Annotated in this window: 19 protein-coding genes and 1 pseudogene; 16 read left to right on the forward strand and 4 right to left on the reverse strand. The window is 64.8% G+C overall.

Going from position 1 to position 20,172, the window contains the following annotated elements:
* The coding region (locus FD678_RS18365; protein ID WP_256661978.1) for an FGGY family carbohydrate kinase at positions 1 to 402 on the reverse strand (402 nt) is incomplete at its 3' end.
* 244 nt (positions 403 to 646) lie between these two features.
* Here FD678_RS18365 and ttcA point away from each other — a divergent pair.
* From ttcA to FD678_RS18400, 9 genes are all read left to right on the forward strand, one after another.
* The gene (gene ttcA, locus FD678_RS18370; protein WP_140727410.1) at positions 647 to 1,558 is read left to right on the forward strand and encodes a tRNA 2-thiocytidine(32) synthetase TtcA; all 912 of its coding nucleotides are present in this window, start codon (positions 647 to 649) and stop codon (positions 1,556 to 1,558) included.
* Positions 1,559 to 1,714: 156 nt separating this feature from the next.
* Positions 1,715 to 2,623, forward strand: a complete 909-nt coding sequence (locus FD678_RS18375; RefSeq protein ID WP_140727412.1) for a recombination-associated protein RdgC — start codon at positions 1,715 to 1,717, stop codon at positions 2,621 to 2,623.
* A 365-nt stretch (positions 2,624 to 2,988) separates the two neighbouring features.
* Complete coding sequence (locus FD678_RS18380) at positions 2,989 to 3,780, forward strand: YgjP family zinc-dependent metalloprotease (protein WP_140727414.1); 792 nt, start codon at positions 2,989 to 2,991, stop codon at positions 3,778 to 3,780.
* Between the two features lie 440 nt (positions 3,781 to 4,220).
* Positions 4,221 to 6,953 carry an RHS repeat domain-containing protein gene (locus FD678_RS18385; RefSeq protein WP_218569840.1) on the forward strand — a complete coding sequence of 911 codons (2,733 nt, stop codon included), beginning with the start codon at positions 4,221 to 4,223 and terminating at the stop codon, positions 6,951 to 6,953.
* A gap of 3 nt (positions 6,954 to 6,956) precedes the next feature.
* A complete protein-coding gene (locus tag FD678_RS20305) occupies positions 6,957 to 10,103 on the forward strand; it encodes an RHS repeat domain-containing protein (protein WP_177497893.1) in 3,147 nt (1,048 codons plus the stop codon).
* A complete protein-coding gene (locus FD678_RS20915) occupies positions 10,103 to 10,447 on the forward strand; it encodes a DUF6984 family protein (RefSeq protein WP_372237539.1) in 345 nt (114 codons plus the stop codon). The genes FD678_RS20305 and FD678_RS20915 overlap by 1 nt, the downstream gene beginning before the upstream one ends.
* Positions 10,448 to 10,468: 21 nt before the next feature.
* Positions 10,469 to 10,840, forward strand: coding sequence for a hypothetical protein (locus FD678_RS20310; RefSeq protein WP_177497895.1), 372 nt, complete (start codon positions 10,469 to 10,471; stop codon positions 10,838 to 10,840).
* 21 nt (positions 10,841 to 10,861) lie between these two features.
* A complete protein-coding gene (locus tag FD678_RS18395) occupies positions 10,862 to 12,319 on the forward strand; it encodes an RHS repeat domain-containing protein (RefSeq protein ID WP_218569841.1) in 1,458 nt (485 codons plus the stop codon).
* Between the two features lie 36 nt (positions 12,320 to 12,355).
* On the forward strand, positions 12,356 to 12,727 hold the full coding sequence (locus FD678_RS18400) for a hypothetical protein (RefSeq protein WP_140727416.1): 372 nt from the start codon (positions 12,356 to 12,358) through the stop codon (positions 12,725 to 12,727).
* An 88-nt stretch (positions 12,728 to 12,815) separates the two neighbouring features.
* On the opposite strand, the pseudogene FD678_RS20480 reads toward FD678_RS18400, so the two are convergent.
* A pseudogene (locus FD678_RS20480) lies at positions 12,816 to 12,920 on the reverse strand (IS5/IS1182 family transposase); the annotation flags it as partial.
* A gap of 75 nt (positions 12,921 to 12,995) precedes the next feature.
* Between FD678_RS20480 and FD678_RS20920 the strand changes: the two are divergent.
* Positions 12,996 to 13,298 carry an Ig-like domain-containing protein gene (locus FD678_RS20920; protein ID WP_372237540.1) on the forward strand — a complete coding sequence of 101 codons (303 nt, stop codon included), beginning with the start codon at positions 12,996 to 12,998 and terminating at the stop codon, positions 13,296 to 13,298.
* Positions 13,283 to 13,561, forward strand: coding sequence for a YgjP-like metallopeptidase domain-containing protein (locus FD678_RS18410; protein WP_256661979.1), 279 nt, complete (start codon positions 13,283 to 13,285; stop codon positions 13,559 to 13,561). The genes FD678_RS20920 and FD678_RS18410 overlap by 16 nt, the downstream gene beginning before the upstream one ends.
* Positions 13,562 to 13,664: 103 nt before the next feature.
* Here FD678_RS18410 and FD678_RS18415 read toward each other — a convergent pair whose 3' ends face one another.
* Positions 13,665 to 14,522, reverse strand: a complete 858-nt coding sequence (locus FD678_RS18415) for an alpha/beta fold hydrolase (RefSeq protein WP_140727418.1) — start codon at positions 14,520 to 14,522, stop codon at positions 13,665 to 13,667.
* Positions 14,519 to 15,481, reverse strand: coding sequence for a ferrochelatase (gene hemH / locus FD678_RS18420; RefSeq protein ID WP_140727420.1), 963 nt, complete (start codon positions 15,479 to 15,481; stop codon positions 14,519 to 14,521). Before hemH ends, FD678_RS18415 begins: the two co-directional genes overlap by 4 nt.
* Before the next feature lie 151 nt (positions 15,482 to 15,632).
* Between hemH and FD678_RS18425 the strand changes: the two genes are divergently transcribed.
* The 5 genes from FD678_RS18425 (at position 15,633) to FD678_RS18445 (ending at position 19,954) form a co-directional block, all read left to right on the forward strand.
* Entirely contained in the window at positions 15,633 to 16,523 is an 891-nt protein-coding gene (locus FD678_RS18425; protein ID WP_140727422.1) for a lipid-binding SYLF domain-containing protein, read from the forward strand.
* 72 nt (positions 16,524 to 16,595) lie between these two features.
* The gene (gene tatA, locus FD678_RS18430; protein WP_140727424.1) at positions 16,596 to 16,823 is read left to right on the forward strand and encodes a Sec-independent protein translocase subunit TatA; all 228 of its coding nucleotides are present in this window, start codon (positions 16,596 to 16,598) and stop codon (positions 16,821 to 16,823) included.
* 15 nt (positions 16,824 to 16,838) lie between these two features.
* On the forward strand, positions 16,839 to 17,264 hold the full coding sequence (gene tatB / locus FD678_RS18435) for a Sec-independent protein translocase protein TatB (RefSeq protein ID WP_140727426.1): 426 nt from the start codon (positions 16,839 to 16,841) through the stop codon (positions 17,262 to 17,264).
* Entirely contained in the window at positions 17,261 to 17,995 is a 735-nt protein-coding gene (gene tatC, locus FD678_RS18440) for a twin-arginine translocase subunit TatC (RefSeq protein ID WP_140727429.1), read from the forward strand. The genes tatB and tatC overlap by 4 nt, the downstream gene beginning before the upstream one ends.
* A gap of 963 nt (positions 17,996 to 18,958) precedes the next feature.
* Positions 18,959 to 19,954, forward strand: a complete 996-nt coding sequence (locus FD678_RS18445; protein ID WP_140727431.1) for a glycoside hydrolase family 53 protein — start codon at positions 18,959 to 18,961, stop codon at positions 19,952 to 19,954.
* The last annotated feature ends 218 nt before the right edge of the window (positions 19,955 to 20,172 follow it).

Below are 20,172 nucleotides of genomic sequence, written 5' to 3' on the forward strand. Positions count from 1 at the left end.
GGTGTAGCCGGCCAGGATCGGGTTGCCGGCCGCGGCCACCGCTCCCGGCACCCCGCCCACCGCCCCCATCAGCGCCTCCACCTGCGCCTGCGTGCTGGTGTCGCACCACAGCTTCACCGGCGCGGTCACCGTCCCGTCCGCCGCCACCGGCACGAACCCGTGCTGCTGGCCCGACACCGCGATCCCGCGCACCCGCGCCCGCTGCTCGGCCGGCAACCCGGCAAAGCACGCCACGACCCCCTCGATCCACCACGCCGCTTCCTGCTCGCGCGTGCCGTCCTCCGCGCTCGTCAGCGCCAGCGCCGACGACTGCGTGGACACCACCTCCCCCGCCTCGGGATCGTAGGCCACCAGCTTCACGCTCTGCGTGCCCACGTCCAGGCCCACGTAGAGCGCGCTCATGCCGGGCCTCCGGCGCGGACCGCGATGTTAGCGCTACCAGGAATCGCAGCAAAAAAAACCGCAAGGGCGGGACGGGGGCTTTGCATCGGAGCGACGGCTCGTCGGGAGTCGGCCGAACTCTAGCAGCAGTTCGTGCAAAGGCCTTGCTGCGTTGCGCCATCGCGCCCGCCGGGGCCGGGCCGCTCCCGCCAGGAGCGGGCGCCGCCGGAAGGCCGTTGCCGCGACCGAGTAGAATGCGCGGGCCATGAATGCCGCCGTCATCCCGCTCCCCGATCCTTCCCCGACCCGCCGCGATCCCCGCGCGGTCGAGCGCGAACATGCCAAGCTCGCCAAGCGCCTGCGCCGCCAGGTCGGCCAGGCCATCGCCGACTTCGGCATGATCGAGGCCGGCGACAAGGTCATGGTCTGCCTGTCCGGCGGCAAGGACAGCTACACCATGCTGGACATCCTGCTGCAGCTGCAGAAGAAGGCGCCGGTGCCGTTCGAGCTGGTCGCAGTCAACCTGGACCAGAAGCAGCCGGGCTTCCCCGAGCACGTACTGCCCGACTACCTGGCCTCGATCGGCGTGCCGTACCACGTCATCGAGCAGGACACCTATTCGGTGGTCAGCCGGGTGATCCCGGAAGGCAAGACGATGTGCTCGCTGTGCTCGCGCCTGCGCCGCGGCTCGTTGTACGGCTACGCCGAGCAGAACGGCTTCACCAAGATCGCGCTGGGCCACCACCGCGACGACATGGTCGCCACGTTCTTCATGAACCTGTTCCACCACGCCAAGCTGTCGGGCATGCCGCCCAAGCTGCGCAGCGACGACGGCAAGCACGTGGTGATCCGCCCGCTGGCCTACGTGCGCGAGGCCGACATCGTCGAGTACGCGCAGGCCAAGGCGTTCCCGATCATCCCCTGCAACCTGTGCGGCAGCCAGGAGAACCTGCAGCGCAAGCAGGTCGGGGCGATGCTGAAGCAGTGGGAGAAGGACCATCCCGGCCGCGTCGAGCAGATCGCGCGCGCGCTCGGCGACATCCGGCCCTCGCAGCTGGCCGACCGCACCCTGTTCGACTTCCTCTCGCTCGGCCACCGCGAAGGCGCGGTGCGGGCCGACGCGCACGCCTGGCTCGCGGGCGAACCCACCGCGGCGGCCGAAGACGGCGTGGCCTGAGCGGGTGGCGATGTTCCCACCGTCGTTCCCGCCCCGGCGGGAACCCAGCGACTGTCGTCCGGACCGCGTCCCGCGCGGGCAGGACGCCCGATGCCCGCCCTGGCGGGAACGGCGGATCCCGACCAGTCCCGAATTCCCCTTCATCCCGGATCCCAGATGTTCTTCCGCAACCTGACCCTGTTCCGCTTTCCCACCTCGATCGACTTTTCCGAAATCGACAAGCTGCTGCCCGAGGCGCTGCTGCGCCCGGTCGGCCCGCTGGAGATGACCTCGCGCGGCTTCATCTCGCCGTTCGGGCGCGACGAACAGGAGGCGCTGAGCCATCGCATCGGCGATTTCCTGTGGCTGACCGTGGGCGGGGAGGACAAGATCCTGCCCGGCTCGGTGGTCAACGACCTGCTCGCGCGCAAGGTCGCCGAGATCGAGGAGAAGGAAGGGCGCCGCCCCGGCGGCCGCGCGCGCAAGCGCCTGAAGGACGACCTGATCCACGAGCTGCTGCCGCGCGCGTTCGTGAAGACCTCGCGCACCGATGCGATGCTCGACCTGCAGCACGGCTACGTCGCGGTGGATACCTCCAGCCGCAAGACCGGCGAGAACGTGATGAGCGAGATCCGCGGCCTGCTCGGCAGCTTCCCCGCGCTGCCGCTCAACGCGGAAGTGGCGCCGCGCTCGGTGCTGACCGGCTGGATCGCCGGCGAGCCGCTGCCGGAAGGCCTCAGCCTCGGCGAAGAATGCGAGATGAAGGACCCCATCGAGGGCGGCGCGGTGGTCAAGTGCCAGCATCAGGAACTGCGCTGTGAGGAGATCGACAAGCACCTGGAGGCCGGCAAGCAGGTGACCAAGCTGGCGCTGGTGCTGGACGACCACGTCTCCTTCGTGCTCGGCGACGACCTGGTGATCCGCAAGCTCAAGTTCCTCGACGGAGCGCTCGACCAGCTCGAGCACAGCGAGGAAGACGGCGCGCGCGCCGAGCTGGACGCCCGCTTCGCGCTGATGAGCGGCGAGGTGCGCCGGCTGTTCCTGCTGCTGGAACAGGCGTTGAAGCTGAGCAAGGCGGATACCTGAATCCGCGGACGAGAGGCACGGCTTGCGCGCCACGGGCGCGCGTGCCTTGGAGCACCCATGGCACGGCTTGGGCGCGCCATGGATCGGAGCCTCGAAGCCGCGCCGCAGCGCTCGATCGGTAGCGGCACGGACGAGCGCGTCGCCGCGCGCCCGACCGGCCGGCGATCCGGGCATCCGCTCGGCGATGGTCGGCCTTGGCCGGTGCGTGGCGGCGCGTTCTCCATCACGATGTCCACCGGCCCGGTACGCCGCGGCTTCGCCCGTGCCCACCCCGCCGGCGCACCATGCTCCGCGCCCGGGCCCGGAGGAAGAAGGGTATTCCTCGACACCCATCTGCAAACCTCCCGTCGTATGCTGTACCGGCCATGCCGAACGTCCTCCGCCGCCTGATCGCGCCCCCGCCGCAGGTGGTCGAACGCGACCACGTCCGCCTGCGACTGGAGGAACGCGAGATCGTCGTGCTGCGCGTGCGCGATCCGCGCGCGCGCCGCATCAAGCTGAGCGTCGACGAGCGCGGCGCGCGGCTGACGCTGCCGCCGCGCGCCAGCCTCGTCGCCGGCGAGCGCTTCCTGCACGAGCACCGCGACTGGCTGGCGCAGCAGCTCGCGCGCTACCGGCAGGCGCACGCGCTGGTGACGTTGCAGCGCGGCCAGCCCGGCACGCTGCCGCTGCGCGGCGAACTGCTGCCGCTGCACTGGCACGAGGCGCGCTACACCCGCATCGAGGCCGCCGACGGCGCGGTCCACCTGCACCTGCCGGCACGCGCGGGCGAGCCGGCGCTGCGGCGCGCACTGAAGGACTTCTACGAGGCGCAGGCCCGCGCCGACGTCGGCCGCTGGCTGCCGAAGTACCTGCCCACGCTGCCGCGCGCGCCGCGCACGGTGCGCTACAAGGTGATGTCCTCGCAATGGGGATCGCTCGCCCCCGACGGCAGCATGGCGCTGGACCTGGCGCTGGTGCTGGGCCGGCCGGCGGCATTCGAGTACGTGCTGGTGCACGAGCTGTGCCACCTGATCCAGGCCAACCATTCGCCGGCGTTCTGGCGCGAGGTGGGCAAGCGCTTCCCGGGCTGGCGCGACGAGCGCGATTACTTCCACCAGCACGGCCGCCAGCTCAAGGCGCAGCTGCGCCATCTCCTGCAACCCACCGAACCCTGAGGGCAGGGCGCCGGCCCGCGTCGCGGAGAGCCGTGGTGCGCGGCGCGCCGCCGCGAGATGACGCCACGTGCAGGGCCGTTCCGGGAGAGTCCCGGGCCCCTGGAGCCCCTCCCGCGGATCAGCCGGGCAACGCCTGCAGGAACTCGCGCACGATCGCGGCCACCGCGGCGGGCTCTTCCATGTGCAGGTGGTGGATGCCGGTCAACGCCGCGAACTGGCTGTCTAGCGGCATCTGAACGCGAAGGTTCCAGGCAGGAGCTCGCGTCTGCGTATGGTTTCCCAAATGTGTGAATTATCAAAAATACATATTTGAAATATGTTTGCTTCTGCATGCAACCAGTGCAAGTAAAGCAACCCGCACGCGACTCATTACCTAACCTGGTGCAGTCGACGTGATATGTTAACGGCAAGTCGAATCCGACATGGAAAGGGGGATAAGGATGAGAGCATCGGCGTGGGCCGTTACGGCCCTGATCTTCATGTCGTGCAATGCATGGGGACAGAAGTCAGATCGTTCCCCATGGGAGGAATACGATAAGTTAATCAAAAAGCAGGGAGATATATCCCTGTTGGGAACCTCGCTGTTCGGTGATCGGGTTTCGTTGCAAAGCGGAGAATTGAGCTTTGCGGTAACGGACGTGGATATTCCCGGGAACAGCGATCTGCCCGTAGCGATATCCCGCTCTTTCAGCGTAACCAACCGCTCGGGTTACCTGATTGTGGACAAGCCATTCGCCGACTGGGACTTGGAGGTCCCGAGAGTGGTGGGAGTATTTGCAAGGCAGTCGGGTTGGGGAAGCAAATGCTCGCTTAACTCGGGGAGCGGCCAACCTCCAGTGGTTCAAGCACAGGATGGAGGGTATTTCTATCCGACGGATTACTGGCATGGAAATTACGTGGTGATCCCGGGCCGCGGATCACAGGATATGCTGGTAGCCAATAATCAGAATTTTCCTCGCCCGGAATCCGGCGGGCCGTACTATTGGTTGACGCAGGACCTTACGTACTTCTCGTGCCTCCCAGCGTTGAAAAATGCGGCGGGGGAGGGATTCCTGGCCATAACTCCGGATGGAAAAAAGTACTGGTTCGACTGGCAGGCGCAGTATCTAGAACCGGTCTTGGCCAAGCCGAGGGGTAGTGGCAGCGCATCCAGGCTCGATAGGAGAAGGACGGTTCTGTATGCCACCCGGGTGGAGGACAGGTTCGGGAACTGGGTAACCTTGCAATACGCCAATGGGGCGACCGATCCGGCCAGGCTGGTCAGGATCGAAGCCAATGATGGGCGTGTGCTGAACTTGCAGTACAACGCAAGAGGGTATGTCTCCAGCATAAACGATGGTGTGCGTACCTGGATGTACGAATATGCCTATCCCTCTTCGCAACTGGCTACGCTGACCTCGGTGGCACTGCCGGATCAGAACCGCTGGAACATGGATTTTCGCAGCTTCCTGGATGCTGCGATCTGGTACGAAGAGTCCAACTATCCCGAGGACATCGTGCGGACGTGCGGCTATCCGGGCTTCGTGATGAGTCCACCGGAATATACCGGCACAGTGACACACCCTTCGGGAGCATCGGGCGAGTTCCGGGTCAAGGTGGTCAGGCTCGGCCGGTCCAATGTTCCCATGGTGTGCAACAATTATACGACGCCAAACAACAACCCGAACGACGACGTAGCGGTGTACACCCTTGCCTACGATGCCTTTGCGCTGTCGAGCAAACGTGTACGTGGTCCGGGTATCCCGGAGATGGTGTGGAACTACTCCTATGGCTCCGCTATCTCGTTCGCCCCGGGAACGGGGCCCGTCTGCACGTCCGGAGATTGCAGTGTGCCGCGATGTCAGTCGGACGATTGTGCCGGCACGACAGTGACACGGGTCGATAACCCTGGCGGAGACTGGGAGATATATACATTCGGAAACAGCTATCGCTATAACGAGGGCTTGCTGCTTCGAACCGAAAGGGGAGGGCCGGGTACGACGGCGAGCCTGAGGAAAGAGGACAGGAGCTATGTCCTCCCTGTAGCGGGCCAGCAATTCCAATCGGCGATCGGCAGTACCCAAATGCCACGAGGCGACGGCTTTACTTCCGAGTACTTGCGTCCGGAATCAAAAGTTGTAGTCACTCAGGATGGCACGACATTCAGTCGCACGACAGAAAGATTCGACAATATCGCGCGTCCATTGAGCATCACCCGATCCAGTTCGCTAGGCTATAGCAGGAATGAATCGCTGGTCTACTTCGACCAGAAGAACAAATGGGTACTCGGCCAGCTTCAATCACTGACGCATGCCGCAAGTGGAGGCGTTGAGGAAAGGACTGACTACAGCGCGGATCAGGCGCTGCCCGTGAAGAAGTACTCGTTTGGCGTATTGCAGCAGGAGTTGGGGTACAACCCGGACGGCACCTTGGCCTGGAGCAAGGATGGCGCAGGCAATGCTACCCGCCCGTCGGCATGGAAGCGCGCCATACCGCAGACTATCCAGTATGCGGATGGGAGTACCCGCTCTGCCCAGGTGAACGACCATGGATGGGTCGTATCGATTACCGACCCGAATGGATACAAGACGTCCTACGACTACGATGTGATGGGGCGACTGACCAGGATCGTGCCGCCTGCAGCGGCTGGAGAGAACATCAATGCCACTAGCCGCGTGTTCGAGCGCCTGGGCAACGCCGAGCACGGGATTGCAGCGGGGCATTGGCGATTGAGCGAGTCCACGGGCAACGCCCGCAGGCTGACCTATTACGATGCACTTTGGCGGCCCGTGCTGACGAGAGAGTACGACGCCGCCAACGAAGCGGAGACGCGGCGTTTTCAACGCTTCGCGTACGACAGGGCCGGCCGGCCGATGTTCACCTCGTATCCCGGGGATACGGATGTCCTGACGAGCGGAACATGGACGGAGTACGACGCCCTCGGCAGGGAGGTATCTGTGTCGCAGGACGGCGAACAGGGGCTACTGACGACGACGATCCAGTATCTGCCGGGGTTCCTTCGGCGTACCACCAATCCGCGCGGATACGCGACGACGGAGCGATTCCAGGCATTCGACGTACCAACCTATGAATTTCCCGTCCTGATGGAATCCCCGCAGGGCGCAGCGACGAAGGTGGTCAGGAATGTCCATGGGCAGCCGGTGGAAATACAGCGGACGGGGCCGGAGGGATAAGCCATGGACTGGATCGGAGTGGGGCTGAGGGGATGTCTGTTGCTGTGCTCGCTGTTGGGATCGCCGTTGGCTTGGGCGCAGGCCAACACCTACATCTACGTCGGCCTCGATGAGCCTGTCGGGGGAGACGTATACACGGCGCCGGCTACAGTGCGGGTCACGGCCACCGCGCTGACTATCGACGATGGCATCTACGTTTCCTCGGTTGCCGTATACAGCCTGAGCCACGGATTGCTCGCGGAGAACAAGTCCGGCGACAGCGTGTCCCATACGCTCACCGGCCTGGGTCCTGGCACCTATACCTTCTGGGCCACCGCCAGGAACAATGCTGGGAAGACCGCCAGCAGCGGCAACCGAAGCATCACCGTGGTGGCTCCCGGGGCCAAGCCGCCTACGGTATCGTTGCGTGCGCCGACTGGGCAGCCCTGGATCGCGCCGGCAACGATCGGATTGTCGGCCGACGCGGCAGACAGCGATGGTCACGTGACCAAGGTGGAGTTCTTCGCCAACGGCAACCTGGTGGCCACCGCCAACGCGGCTCCCTGGACCGGCAGCTGGTCCGGGGCCGGAGTGGGCAGCTACAGCATGACGGCGCGTGCGACGGATAACAGCGGCAACACCACGACATCGAACGCGGTCAGCGTGTCCGTGGCGCAATCGATGGTGAAGGGAAACATCGATGGGATTGGTCTGGACGCGGCGGGGATCTATCAGTTGCGTGGATGGGCCTGCTCCACGGGCCGCAACGCGCCCATCGACGTGCATCTCTATGCAGGCGGCGCGGCAGGCAGCGGCGGGGCATACGTCGGCAGCTATGCGGCCAACAGGGCCAGCGAGCCGGGTGTGGCCACCGCGTGCCAGGCGCAGGGCAGCACTTACCGTTTCCAGATTCCTTTGACGGCTGCATTGCGGCAGCAGTATGCCAACCAGCGGATCTACCTGCATGGGATATCCCCGGCGGGTGCGGAGAACCGGCTGCTGGACAATTCGGGCGTGCACGCGATCCCGGCGCCATTGGCCCTGTCACGTCGTTACGTGTATGACGCGAACCAGCGGCTATGCAAGACGATAGAGCCGGAGAGCGGTGCCACCGTGATCGATTACGATGCGGCCGGCAACGTGGCCTGGCAGGCCAGCGGCTTGGACTTGTCCGATCCGGCCAACTGCAATCGCACCGAAGCGCGCGCCTCGGGACGGGTGGTGAGCAGGGTCTACGATGAGAGGAACCGGCTCAAGTCGCTGACGTTTCCGGACGGCCGGGGCAACCAGTCCTGGCAGTACTGGGCCGACGGGCTGCCACGGACGGTGACGACCAGCAACGAGGGCATCGGGCTGGGGAGTGTGATCAACGACTATGCGTACAACCCGCGACGTCTGTTGATCCGCGAGAGCATGCAGTCGGACGGGCAGGTGACGGTCCTGGACCACCGCTACGACGGCAACGGGTACCTGACAGGGACGACCTATCCGAGCGGCCTGGCGGTGGACTATGGGCCGAACGGATTGGGCCAGCCGACGCGGGTGGGCCACTATGCAAGCGAAGTGCGCTACTACCCGAACGGAGCGCTGCGCCGGTTCCGGTACGGCAACGGCTTGGTGCACAGCATGACGCAGAACGCGCGGCAGCTGCCTGCGCGCAGTACCGATGGCACGGTGCTGGACCTGGGGTATGCGTACGACGGCAGCGGCAACGTGGCAGGCATCACGGACCATCTAGGGGGACGGCAGACGCGTTCGATGAGCTACGACGGGCTGGACCGGCTGTTGACGGCGCAATCGGCGATGTTCGGGGGCGACGGCGTGGCGCGCTACAGCTACGACGCGCTGGACAACCTGCGGACGGTGCAGATGGGGGGCAGCCAGCGCCGTTATCACTACGACGGCAGCAACCGTCTGACCAATGTGATCGATCAGGCGAGCCAGGCGACGGTGATCGGGCTGGGCTACGACGTCCAAGGAAACCTGAACCGGCGCAATGGGGCGAGCTACGAGTTCGACTATGGCAACCGGTTGCGGAAGGCGATGCCGGTGGCGGGAGCGGAAGAGAGCTATCGTTACGATGCGTACGGTCGGCGTGCGCAGGCGCGCGCGGGCAACGGGGTGATCCACTCGCATTACAGCCAAGGAGGGCAGCTGGCGTACCAGCAGGACGCGCGCCGGGGTATGCGGGTGGACTATCTGTACCTGGGCGGGAGTCTGCTGGCGCAGCGCGAGCGCCCGCTGGGAAGCGAGGCGGAGACGGTGCGTTACCATCACACCGATGCGCTGGGCAGTCCGGTGGTGGTAACGGATGCGAACCAGGCGGTGGTGGAGCGTAGCGAGTACGCGCCGTATGGTCAGCTGCTGAACCGGCCGATGGTGGACGGTCCGGGGTACACCGGTCACGTGATGGATACGATGACCGGGCTGGTGCAGATGCAGCAGCGCTATTACGATCCAACCATTGGAAGGATGTTGTCGGTCGATCCCGTGACGGCAAACAGTAGTACCGGCGACAACTTCAACCGGTATTGGTACGCCAGCAACAACCCGTATCGATTCTTTGACCCGGATGGTCGCGAAGACGAAGAGAAGCATGTAAGGCCGGATAGGAGGTCGCTGGACTCCTGTCTTAGCTGCAGAGGCGCTAATGGATCTTCGGTTTCTCTACATGGGGAAGGTGGAAAGAAGCGGAGTGATGCGCAAAGCTCCAACGCTGAGCGTGCGGGGCCTGGATCCGTATTCGCTAGTAGCGCTGCTGCAAGTGAGGCGGGTGATGACTTTGTAACCGAACTGAATGGAGGTCCGGTGTTGGATGCTCTGTTTGGTGACCCTTACCTTGTCAACGTGGTGCCAATCGGAGATGCATTCACCTACACACTGACCCCTATAAATGCCGGCATGCCGCCAGCTGTTGGCTTGAGAGGAGCGTCAATTGGCTCAACGGTGTTTAGAACGGCGCACTATGCCTCTCGTCTGGAAGCGGCAGGGTTGAACGTAGCTCGGACGCAAACGATCATCGCGCGTGAAGTAGCGCGCGTAAGACAAAATCTGGCGATTGGGGCGGACGTGGTTGGGAGGATGCGCGTGAATGGGGTTCTTATTGAGTACAGAATGCGGGCTCTGCCGAACGGCAACGTTAACGTTGGAACTATCTTTCCTGTGAAATGATGCGACCGCTAAACAACCATGAGAGAACTTTGATCTGGCGTGTTGCTAATCGGCTGCCAGAAGCTCAACGCGATCAACTGTGTGCAGACTTATCGAATGCCTCGGTAAGCTCCGAGTCGGAGGATAGGTCGCGGGTTTCGTTCGATATTGCCGGTTATTGCCGCCCCGCTTACTCAGGTCAGCATCCGTATCCGGTTGAGATAAGAGTGCTTGATGTGGATAACGTGGAGCTAACGTTACTGCTGCATGCGGATGAGCAAGATCGGCTCCTAGAACTGGAACTCATTCGCTGGGAAGATGGTGTCATTAAGGGGCCGAGATGGGACACATTGACATTGTTCTAGGCCCGTAGCCCGTAGGATGGGTTGAGCGAAGCGATACCCATCAATTCCGCTATAAAGCACAAGGCCCGCAGCGATGCGGGCCTTGTCGTTTTTGCTGTTGTGCCGTTGACGTTGTTACGACTGTCCCAGCATGGAATCAAGCACCTGCGCGATGGCGCGTTGCTTGGCCTTGGGCAAGCGGCTGACTTGTTCGAGCTGCTGTTGCAGCTTCGGCGCCGGCCCGCGCTTGCTCGCGCTGCGCTTGGCGGTTTGCCCGATCAGTTCCTCGATGCTGACGCCGAGCGTGGCAGAACGCGCGGCAGCTGCCTGCGCGCAGTACCGATGGCACGGTGCTGGACCTGGGGTATGCGTACGACGGCAGCGGCAACGTGGCAGGCATCACGGACCATCTAGGGGGGACGGCAGACGCGTTCGATGAGCTACGACGGGCTGGACCGGCTGTTGACGGCGCAATCGGCGATGTTCGGGGGCGACGGCGTGGCGCGCTACAGCTACGACGCGCTGGACAACCTGCGGACGGTGCAGATGGGGGGCAGCCAGCGCCGTTATCACTACGACGGCAGCAACCGTCTGACCAATGTGATCGATCAGGCGAGCCAGGCGACGGTGATCGGGCTGGGCTACGACGTCCAAGGAAACCTGAACCGGCGCAATGGGGCGAGCTACGAGTTCGACTATGGCAACCGGTTGCGGAAGGCGATGCCGGTGGCGGGAGCGGAAGAGAGCTATCGTTACGATGCGTACGGTCGGCGTGCGCAGGCGCGCGCGGGCAACGGGGTGATCCACTCGCATTACAGCCAAGGAGGGCAGCTGGCGTACCAGCAGGACGCGCGCCGGGGTATGCGGGTGGACTATCTGTACCTGGGCGGGAGTCTGCTGGCGCAGCGCGAGCGCCCGCTGGGAAGCGAGGCGGAGACGGTGCGTTACCATCACACCGATGCGCTGGGCAGCCCGGTGGTGGTAACGGATGCGAACCAGGCGGTGGTGGAGCGCAGCGAGTACGCGCCGTATGGTCAGCTGCTGAACCGGCCGATGGTGGACGGTCCGGGGTACGCTGGGCACGTGATGGATACGATGACCGGGCTGGTGCAGATGCAGCAGCGCTATTACGATCCAACCATTGGAAGGATGTTGTCGGTCGATCCAGTGAGTGCTGATCCGAACACCGGCGCGCTGTTTAACCGCTACATGTATGCCGCGAACAACCCATACCGCTTCTTCGATCCTGATGGACGCTGTACGGGCTCACGCATCGAGAACGATGACGGCACATGCAAAAGTACTGGTGGGTTTACCACGCAGTCGACTTCGGCAACGGCTGGGAGGTCGGGGAGTGGCCGGCCTACGCAGTGGATGCAATCAGGTGATTGGCAAAGGAATGTATCTGAGCCTCTCAGCAGAGAGTGGTCACCTTTCCGGGCCGCTTGGGATGCGTCTACAGAAGCTGGCGATGCCGCTGCACAGAGCTGGGCGGATGCTCATGTGAAAACAGGCAACTGGCTTTACGCCGTGCCAGGGGGCTTTGCCAGTTTGTGGACGCCAAAGACCGCGCCAGCTACATCAGTTGTGTTGTCTGCTGGGGCCTCACTTGGTGCTTGGTCCGCACGTCCATTCTGGCAGTACTACCCTGCCGGCAACACTGCATATAACAGCACTTGGATGACGCGAGGTTGGGGATGGCGGCCGCCATACGCTACTGGTGCGGAAGCGAGGAATGCTTTGGCCCTGCCGCCTTGGAACTCTGCTACTGGTGTTCGTCCAGTGTCGCCAACAGGTTTTGTATGGGGCCCTCGTTCTGTTGCTCCGCAGCCTCAATGGGGTCACGCAGCGCCGTGGGGAGTGGAGTATAGGACTGTGCCATTCGGGGACTGAGCCATGTTTCGTCGAATACTTAATGCGGCTACTCGTATGCTGGGCTGGAATGTTGTTGGCAAGAGAGTGTTTTTGATATCAGGTGAGGGGCCAAGTTCTGCCACGCTTACAGGGGTATCCGGACTAATTGAGGACGTTAGTACGGGTCAATTCGGTCAAGAAGTAATTCGAGTAGTTCTTGATCGAGCCATTTTGGTTAATGGCGCATCGCTGGCTGAGATTTTTCTTGTTCCGCGACATCGTGGTTATGGATCGGTCGCGCTGGCTACAACCTGCATTGCTGTCTACGTTATCGATAAACTCGGAACCGCAAGCGAGCCCATAATGGATGAGGGCAGCATTCTGGCTTTGATGGACGTGCGTGTTAGGGATGGTCTGAATAACACGCTCCGACGCTTCAGCTTCTGACCCCGGAGCAGAAATTGGTTCCTGATTCGGCATATTTTGCGCCGCCGATAGCGTATTTCGGCGGGTTTTCCCGCCTCACAGACGCAATGACCCTACCGCCGGCAACAATTAATTGCCGGCGCACCATCCACAGGTTCGACAGCGCGAACAGTGTCAGCACCTGCGCCGTGTTCTTCGCCAGCCCGCGGTAGCGGGCAAGTAAGGGGTCAGGTTCATTTTATCCGGGAGACCATGCAATGGGCGCCGACGACCAGCCTGACTGCGCCCACTGCCAACCAGGTCATCGCCACCCGGCAATACCACCCTAGCCGCCACCGCTTCCGACCAGGACGGTACGATCAGCAAGGTCGAGTACTACCAGGGCAGTACCAAGATCGACGAGGCGACGGCGTCGCCGTACACCGTCACCTGGAGCAATGTGCCCGGCCGGGCGAACGACTATGTGCTCACGGCCCGCGCCACCGACAACCGGGGCGTCACCACCGATTCGGGGAGTAACGAAGTCAGATTCACTTACTTGGCGGAGGGTATTGGTTTGCAGCCGATGAGGGGGGCATGCTTGCGAAGCTGATCCAAGTTCCTACGTTCGATGGCAGCATGGCGCTGGACCTGGCGCTGGTGCTGGGCCGGCCGGCGGCATTCGAGTACGTGCTGGTGCACGAGTTGTGCCACCTGATCCAGGCCAACCATTCGCCGGCGTTCTGGCGCGAGGTGGGCAAGCGCTTCCCGGGCTGGCGCGAAGAGCGCGATTACTTCCACCAGCACGGCCGCCAGCTCAAGGCGCAGCTGCGCCATCTCCTGCAACCCGCCTCCTCCGAAGCGGATTCGCCGTAGGAGCGACTTTTGTGGGAGCGGCTTCAGCCGCGATGGGCTCTATCGGTAAAGCCCTATCGCGGCTGAAGCCGCTCCTACAAAAACCGCTCCTGCGACCGGGAACTCAGCCCGGTAGCGTCTGCAGGAACTCGCGCACGATCGCGGCCACGGCGGCGGGCTCTTCCATGTGCAGGTGGTGGATGCCGGCCAACGTCGCCAGCCGGCCCCGCGGCAGCAGCGTCACGCGCCGGCTGCGCAGCGGCTCGGGGAAGTAGGGCTGCGCCGGCGTGGCGAAGATCACCTGGGTGGGGCATTCGATCGCGGCCACCAGGGCATCGATCTGGGCTTCGGTCATGCGTACCGCGGTGGGCAAGGTCAGGCGCTGGTCGGTGCGCCAGCTGTAGCCGCCGGGTACGGTCTGGACGCCGCGCTCGACCAGCAGCCGCGCGGCGGCCTCGCTCAGCTGGTTGGCCATCATGCGCGCGCGGACCGCCGTCTCCAGGGTCGGGAACACCCGCAGCGGCCGCTGCGGCAGCGAACGCGTGGCGGTCACGCTCTGGCGCAGGCGGTCCACGGTGTTCTCCACCGATTCGCCCAGCCCGCCCAGCGCCTCGATCGCGACCAGCGCCTCGACCCGCGCCGGCTCGGCGGCGGCGACGAAGCTGGCGATGCCGGCGCCCATCGAATGCCCGAGCAGGGTGAAGCGCTCCCAGCCGAGCGCGTCGGCGGCGTCGAGCACGCTGTGGATCGCGCCGATCATGGTGTACTCGCTGCCGGCGGGCAGCGAATCGCTGTGGCCGTGGCCGGGCAGGTCCAGCAGCACCAGGTCGAGATCGTCGAGGTAAGGCGCCATCGGCGCGAAGCTGTTGGCGTTGTCGAGCCAGCCGTGCAGCGCCAGCACCTTGCGGCCCCCGGGGCGTTCCGCGCGCAGGCCGCGCACCTGGCCGAGGCGGATGCCGCAGGCGAATTCCTGCAGGCTCATGGCGCGCGCACCGCCAGCTGGGCCAGCGCCTGTGCATGGATGGCGCGGTCGTTGAGGCAGGGGATGTAGCGCAGGCGCGCGCCGCGTTCGGCGAGCGTGCGCGAGAACCCCATCGCCACTTCCTCCAGCGTTTCCAGGCAGTCGGTGGCGAAGCCCGGGCAGACGATGTCGATCTCGCGGATGCCGCGCTCGGCCATCGCCCACAGCGCCGGCTCGGCATAGGGCTGCAGCCAGCGCTCGCGGCCGAAGCGCGACTGGTAGCCGATCTCCCAGGCCTCGTCTTCCAGCTCCAGCGCCGCGGCGATCGCGCGCACGCTGGCCTCGCAGCGTTGCGGATAGGGATCGCCGTTGTCGGCCACGCGCTGCGGCAGGCCGTGGAACGAGAACATCAGGCGCTGCCCGCGCCCGTTGCGCTGCCAGTGCTCGCGGATCGAGGCGGCCACCGCCGCGACCCAGGCCGGGTCGGTGGCGTAGTCGTTGATCAGGCCGACGCGGGTGTCCGGATGCGCCCGGCGCCAGCCGTCCACCACGTCCTCGACCGAGGCGGTGGTGGTGGTCGAGTACTGCGGATACAGCGGCAGCACGACGATGCGGCGGACGCCTTCGGCATGCAGGGCGTCCAGGGCCGGGCGCAGCGCGGGGTTGCCGTAGCGCATCGCCGCGCCCACGCGCCAGTTGCCCGGCAGCTCGCGCGCGATGCCTTCGGCCAGGCGCTGGGTATGCACCGCCAGCGGCGAGCCTTCCGGCAGCCAGACCTGCGCGTACTTCTCCGCCGAGCGCGGCCCCCGCAGCGGCAGGATCACCCCGTGCAGCAGCGGCTTCCACAGCAGCGGCGGGATCGAGACCACGCGCCGGTCGCCGAGGAATTCGGCGAGGTAGCGCCGCACCGCCGGCGCGGTGGGCGCATCGGGCGTGCCGAGGTTGACGATGAGCAGGGCGGTATCGGCGGTCGAGGTCATCCACCAATTGTGGCAGAGGCCCGCGCGCGGCTGCGGTACGCATCCGCGATCGGACCGATAGGCGGGCCGTCGCACTCACCGGTGATTCATTGCCGGGCGACTAATTTCGCCGCTTGGCTTATCTTCGGCAGATCGCCACCTGGAGCCCGTCATGCCACGCCTTCCGCGCCTCGCCCTGCTCTTGTCGCTCGCCTTCGCCGCCGGCCACGCCGCCGCCGGTCCGGAGGAGGACCAGCGCGCACGCAACGCGGTGCGGGTACTGACCGAGATCCAGGAGATCCCGGAGCAGGCGATCCCGGACAAGTTGCTCGACGAAGCGCGCGCGATCGTGGTGATTCCCGACACGCTCAAGGCCGGCCTGGTGATCGGCGGGCGCCGCGGGCACGGCCTGATGTCGGTCAAGAACCCCGACGGCAGCTGGTCGCAGCCGTCGTTCGTCAAGCTGACCGGCGGCAGCATCGGTTTCCAGGCCGGCGTGCAGTCGTCCGACGTGGTGCTGGTGTTCCGCAACGACCGCAGCCTCGACAACATCGTCAACGGCAAGTTCACCCTGGGCGCCGATGCGGGCGTGGCGGCCGGGCCGGTGGGCCGCAACGCCGCGGCCGCCACCGACGGCCAGCTCAAGGCCGAGATCTGGTCGTGGTCGCGCGCGCGCGGCCTGTTCGCCGGCGTGGCGCTGGATGGCGCGGTGCTGCAGATCGACAACGCCGCCAACCTCGACGTCTACGGCACCGGCAGCACGCCGCGGATGATCTTCGAGGGCCGCACACCGGAGCCGCCGTCGGCGGACGTGGTGGCGTTCCGCGACCGCCTGGAGGAAGCGACCTATGCGGCGCGCAGCAAGCGCGGCACCGACACCGCCGCCGCGCCGCGCCGTGCACCTGAACCGGCCCCGAGCGTGACCACCTCGGTGCCCACCGCGCCGCCCGCCGAGGCGACCACGGCGCCGATTCAGCCGGCGCCGGCGGCCCCGCAGCAGCAGGGCTTCCAGCCGGTGTCCGAGGGCGAGATCCGCACCGAGCCGCTCGACGGCCACAATTGAGCCGGCGCGCGCGCCCTGGAACGCAGGGTGCGCTATCCTGATCACCCTATTTCAAGCAATGGCGAGTGGATCATGGGCGGTTTCAGCATCTGGCACTGGCTGATCGTGCTGGTGATCGTGCTGCTGGTGTTCGGCACCAAGCGCCTGACCAGCGGCGCCAAGGACCTGGGCAACGCAGTCAAGGAATTCAAGAAGGGCATGCGCGACGAGGACAAGCCGGCCGGGCAGATCGGCGACGATTCGCGCAGCCACGAGCAGTCCCGCGAGTCGCAGGCCGAGCGCGATCGCGACGCGCGCTGATCCAGGCCGGGCGCCGTGTTCGACATCGGGTTTGGCGAGCTGCTGCTGATCGCGGTGGTGGCGTTGGTCGTGCTCGGCCCCGAGCGCTTGCCCAAGGCGGCGCGCTTCGCCGGGCTGTGGGTACGCCGCGCGCGCCAGCAATGGGAGTCGGTGAAGCAGGAGCTGGAGCGCGAACTGGAGGCCGAGGAACTCAAGCGCAACCTGCGCAACGTGCAGGATTCGCTGCGCGAGGCCGAGCAGCAGCTGCGCGAGGGCCAGCAGCACCTCCAGGAGCAGACCCGCGCCTTGCGGGAAGAGGTCGACCGCGACGTGGACATCCGCACCGCCGATGCGCGCAAGCCCGATGAGGCGGGCGCCGGGATGGCGGCGGAGCCGGACGCGGGCATCCCGGCCGGAGAGGCCGCGCCGCCACCGGCCGGCACGCAGGAGAAGCCGCATTGAGTTCGCACGACGAGGCGCAGGCCGAGAGCAGCCTGATCGAGCACCTGATCGAATTGCGCGCGCGCCTGGTGCGCGGCCTGGCCGGGCTGGCGGTGGTGCTGGTCGCGCTGTTGCCGTTCACCCAGAAGATCTACGGCTGGCTGGCGCACCCGCTGGTGTCGCAGCTGCCGGCCGGGCAGACGATGATCGCGATGAACCCGGCCGGCGCGTTCTTCGCGCCGCTCAAGCTCACCTTCTTCCTGGCGGTGTTCCTGGCGGTGCCGTGGTTGCTGTACCAGGCGTGGGCGTTCGTGGCGCCGGGCCTGTACCAGCGCGAGAAGCGGCTGGCGATGCCGTTGCTGTTCTCGGCGGTGCTGCTGTTCTACGTGGGCTGCGCGTTCGCGTACTTCCTGGTGCTGCCGGCGGTGTTCCATTTCCTGACCACGTTCAAGCCGGACGTCATCGCGATCACGCCGGACGCCGGTTCGTACCTGGACTTCGTGCTGGTGATCTTCTTTGCCTTCGGCAGCAGTTTCGAGTTGCCGGTGGCGCTGGTGATCCTGGTGCTGCTCGGCTGGGTGACGCCGGAGCAGCTGCGGCAGGGCCGCGGTTACGCGATCGTGGGCATCTTCGTGCTGGCGGCGATATTGACGCCGCCCGACGTGGTGTCGCAGTTGATGCTGGCGATCCCGATGTGCCTGCTCTACGAGTTGGGCATCGTGGCTTCGCGGTGGTTGGTGCGGCGGGAGTGACGGTGGGGTGGGTACGTCATCTCGCTACCGTCGTCCCCGCGCAGGCGGGGACCCCGTGTCTTTCGTTGCCTGTCAGCCCAAGCCATCTCTCTATCGTCATTCCCGCAGAAGCGAGAAGCGCTTTTCAGCCGCCGAACGGCTGATCATCCCGTGGTAATAAAGCCAAAAGCTTTCGCCCTTGGCGAGTGACTTTATCTTTGTTTGCACAAAGATAGACCCAAGGAAAGCACACTCCGCCTTCGTGCTTTCCATTGCATTGCGAAGGCCCGCCCCGCCGGGCGAAGGAGTTCTTCGCTTTTTCCCGGTGAGCCCTGTCGCAGCCGAAAACGGCGCTCTCGTCCGCTCTGGGGGCCAAGTAACAGCACGCATGGAGGGCTGTGGAAGCGGCGCGAGCCGCGATAGCGCCTAGCCAAAGCCTCATCGTGGCTCACGCTGCTCCTACGATGATCCCGATACTCGTAATTGCCTGGAGCAAGAACGCATTGGCGCTCTGTCTTCTCCCTTCCGGAGGAAGGTGCCCGCAGGGGCGGACGAGGGCACGAGCGAAGCCGGATGTCGCGGGATTCTTCGTATGGATTCTTCTGCGCCGCACCTCTATTCCCAGCCTGAGGACCTGCATATGGGCGGGTATTTCCGCACCGCATAGTTCTGACCCAACAATTCATTTGTACGGCATTGAGGGCATTCCTACTCTCGCCTCGTAGCGAGGGCGACATAACGGAGCATGCGCCCCATGTCCTGCCTGGCAGGATCCCTGGCCGGATGAGAAGTGCATTGGGAGGCGGCAGGTTCTCGTGCATGGAAGTACTGCGAGAGTGGAGGCTTTGCGCAGTCGCGATGGGATGCGTCAAACGAACGATCCGTGAAATCCAGGTGCAGGCCACCGGACTGCGCCGCGTAGCGGCGTAGCCAGACCGGCCCGATCGATGCTGTGTTCAAAATCAATCTCGGGAGGGATTTCTCATGTTTTTTTCGAAGATGGTAAAAGCCGCCTGGTTGTTGGCGTTGCCGCTCGCATTCCAGGCCAGCTCGGCGATGGCGCAGTTCGCCAAGGGCACGGACGTGAGCTGGATTAGCGAGGAAGAATCGAATGGCTACGTGTTCCGTAATGCGTCGGGCGTGCAGACGGATGCTTTCGTACTGTTGAAGAACACCGGCGTCAATGCGGTGCGTCTGCGCGTGTGGGTAAACCCGTCCGGCGGCTGGTGCGATGGCGCCGATACGCTCTACAAGGCCAAGCGCGCGGCTGCGCAAGGCATGCGCATCATGATCGACTTTCACTACAGCGACTCCTGGGCCGATCCGGGCCAGCAGACCAAGCCGGCGGCGTGGGCCAGTCATACGGGCTCGACGCTGGTCAACGACGTGTACGCGCACACCTACGGCATCCTGAACTACCTCAAGTCAAACGGCATCACCGTGAGCTGGGTGCAGGTGGGCAACGAGATCAACAGCGGTCTGCTGTGGCCGGATGGCAAGGTCAACAACTTCAGCACGATCGCCAATCTGATCAACAGTGGCTACAACGCGACCAAGGCGGTGTATCCGAACGCGCCGGTGATCGTGCATCTGGCCAATGGTTATGACAATGCGGTCTTCCGCTGGTTCTTCGACGCGTTCAAGGCCGCCGGCGGCAAGTGGGACGTGATCGGCATGTCGCACTATCCGGCCGCGAATTCCTGGCAGACGAGCAACAGTCAGATCAATACGAACATGCAGGACATGGTGTCTCGCTATGGCAAGCCGGTGATGGTGAGCGAAGTGGGCATGGACTGGCAGCAGGCCAGTACGTCCTACTCGATGCTGGTCGACCTGATCGCCAAGAACAAGGCGCTCGGCTCGAATGGCCTCGGCGTTTTCTACTGGGAGCCGCAGGCATATCCGGGGTGGCAGGGCTATACGATGGGCGCGGTCAATGCCAGCGGCCAGTTCACGCAGGCGATGAATGCTTTCAACTGACGTGCCTTCATGCACGGACGAAACAACGAGGTCCGCGATGGCGGGCCTCGTTGTTCTCGGCATTTACTTTGGAGTCGCTGAAAAATCACAACTGCCGCCTCGCGGGGACGGGACCCAGTGGCATTGCACGGTGAGCAACGAACTTCCTGGATCCCCGCCTTCGCGGGGATGGCGAATCTTGTGGGTGGCGCCGGGTGCCGAGAGCAGCTTGGGGTCGG

Origin of the sequence: Pseudomonas sp. Hp2, from assembly GCF_006386585.1 — a bacterium.
GTDB lineage: Bacteria > Pseudomonadota > Gammaproteobacteria > Xanthomonadales > Xanthomonadaceae > Pseudomonas_S > Pseudomonas_S boreopolis.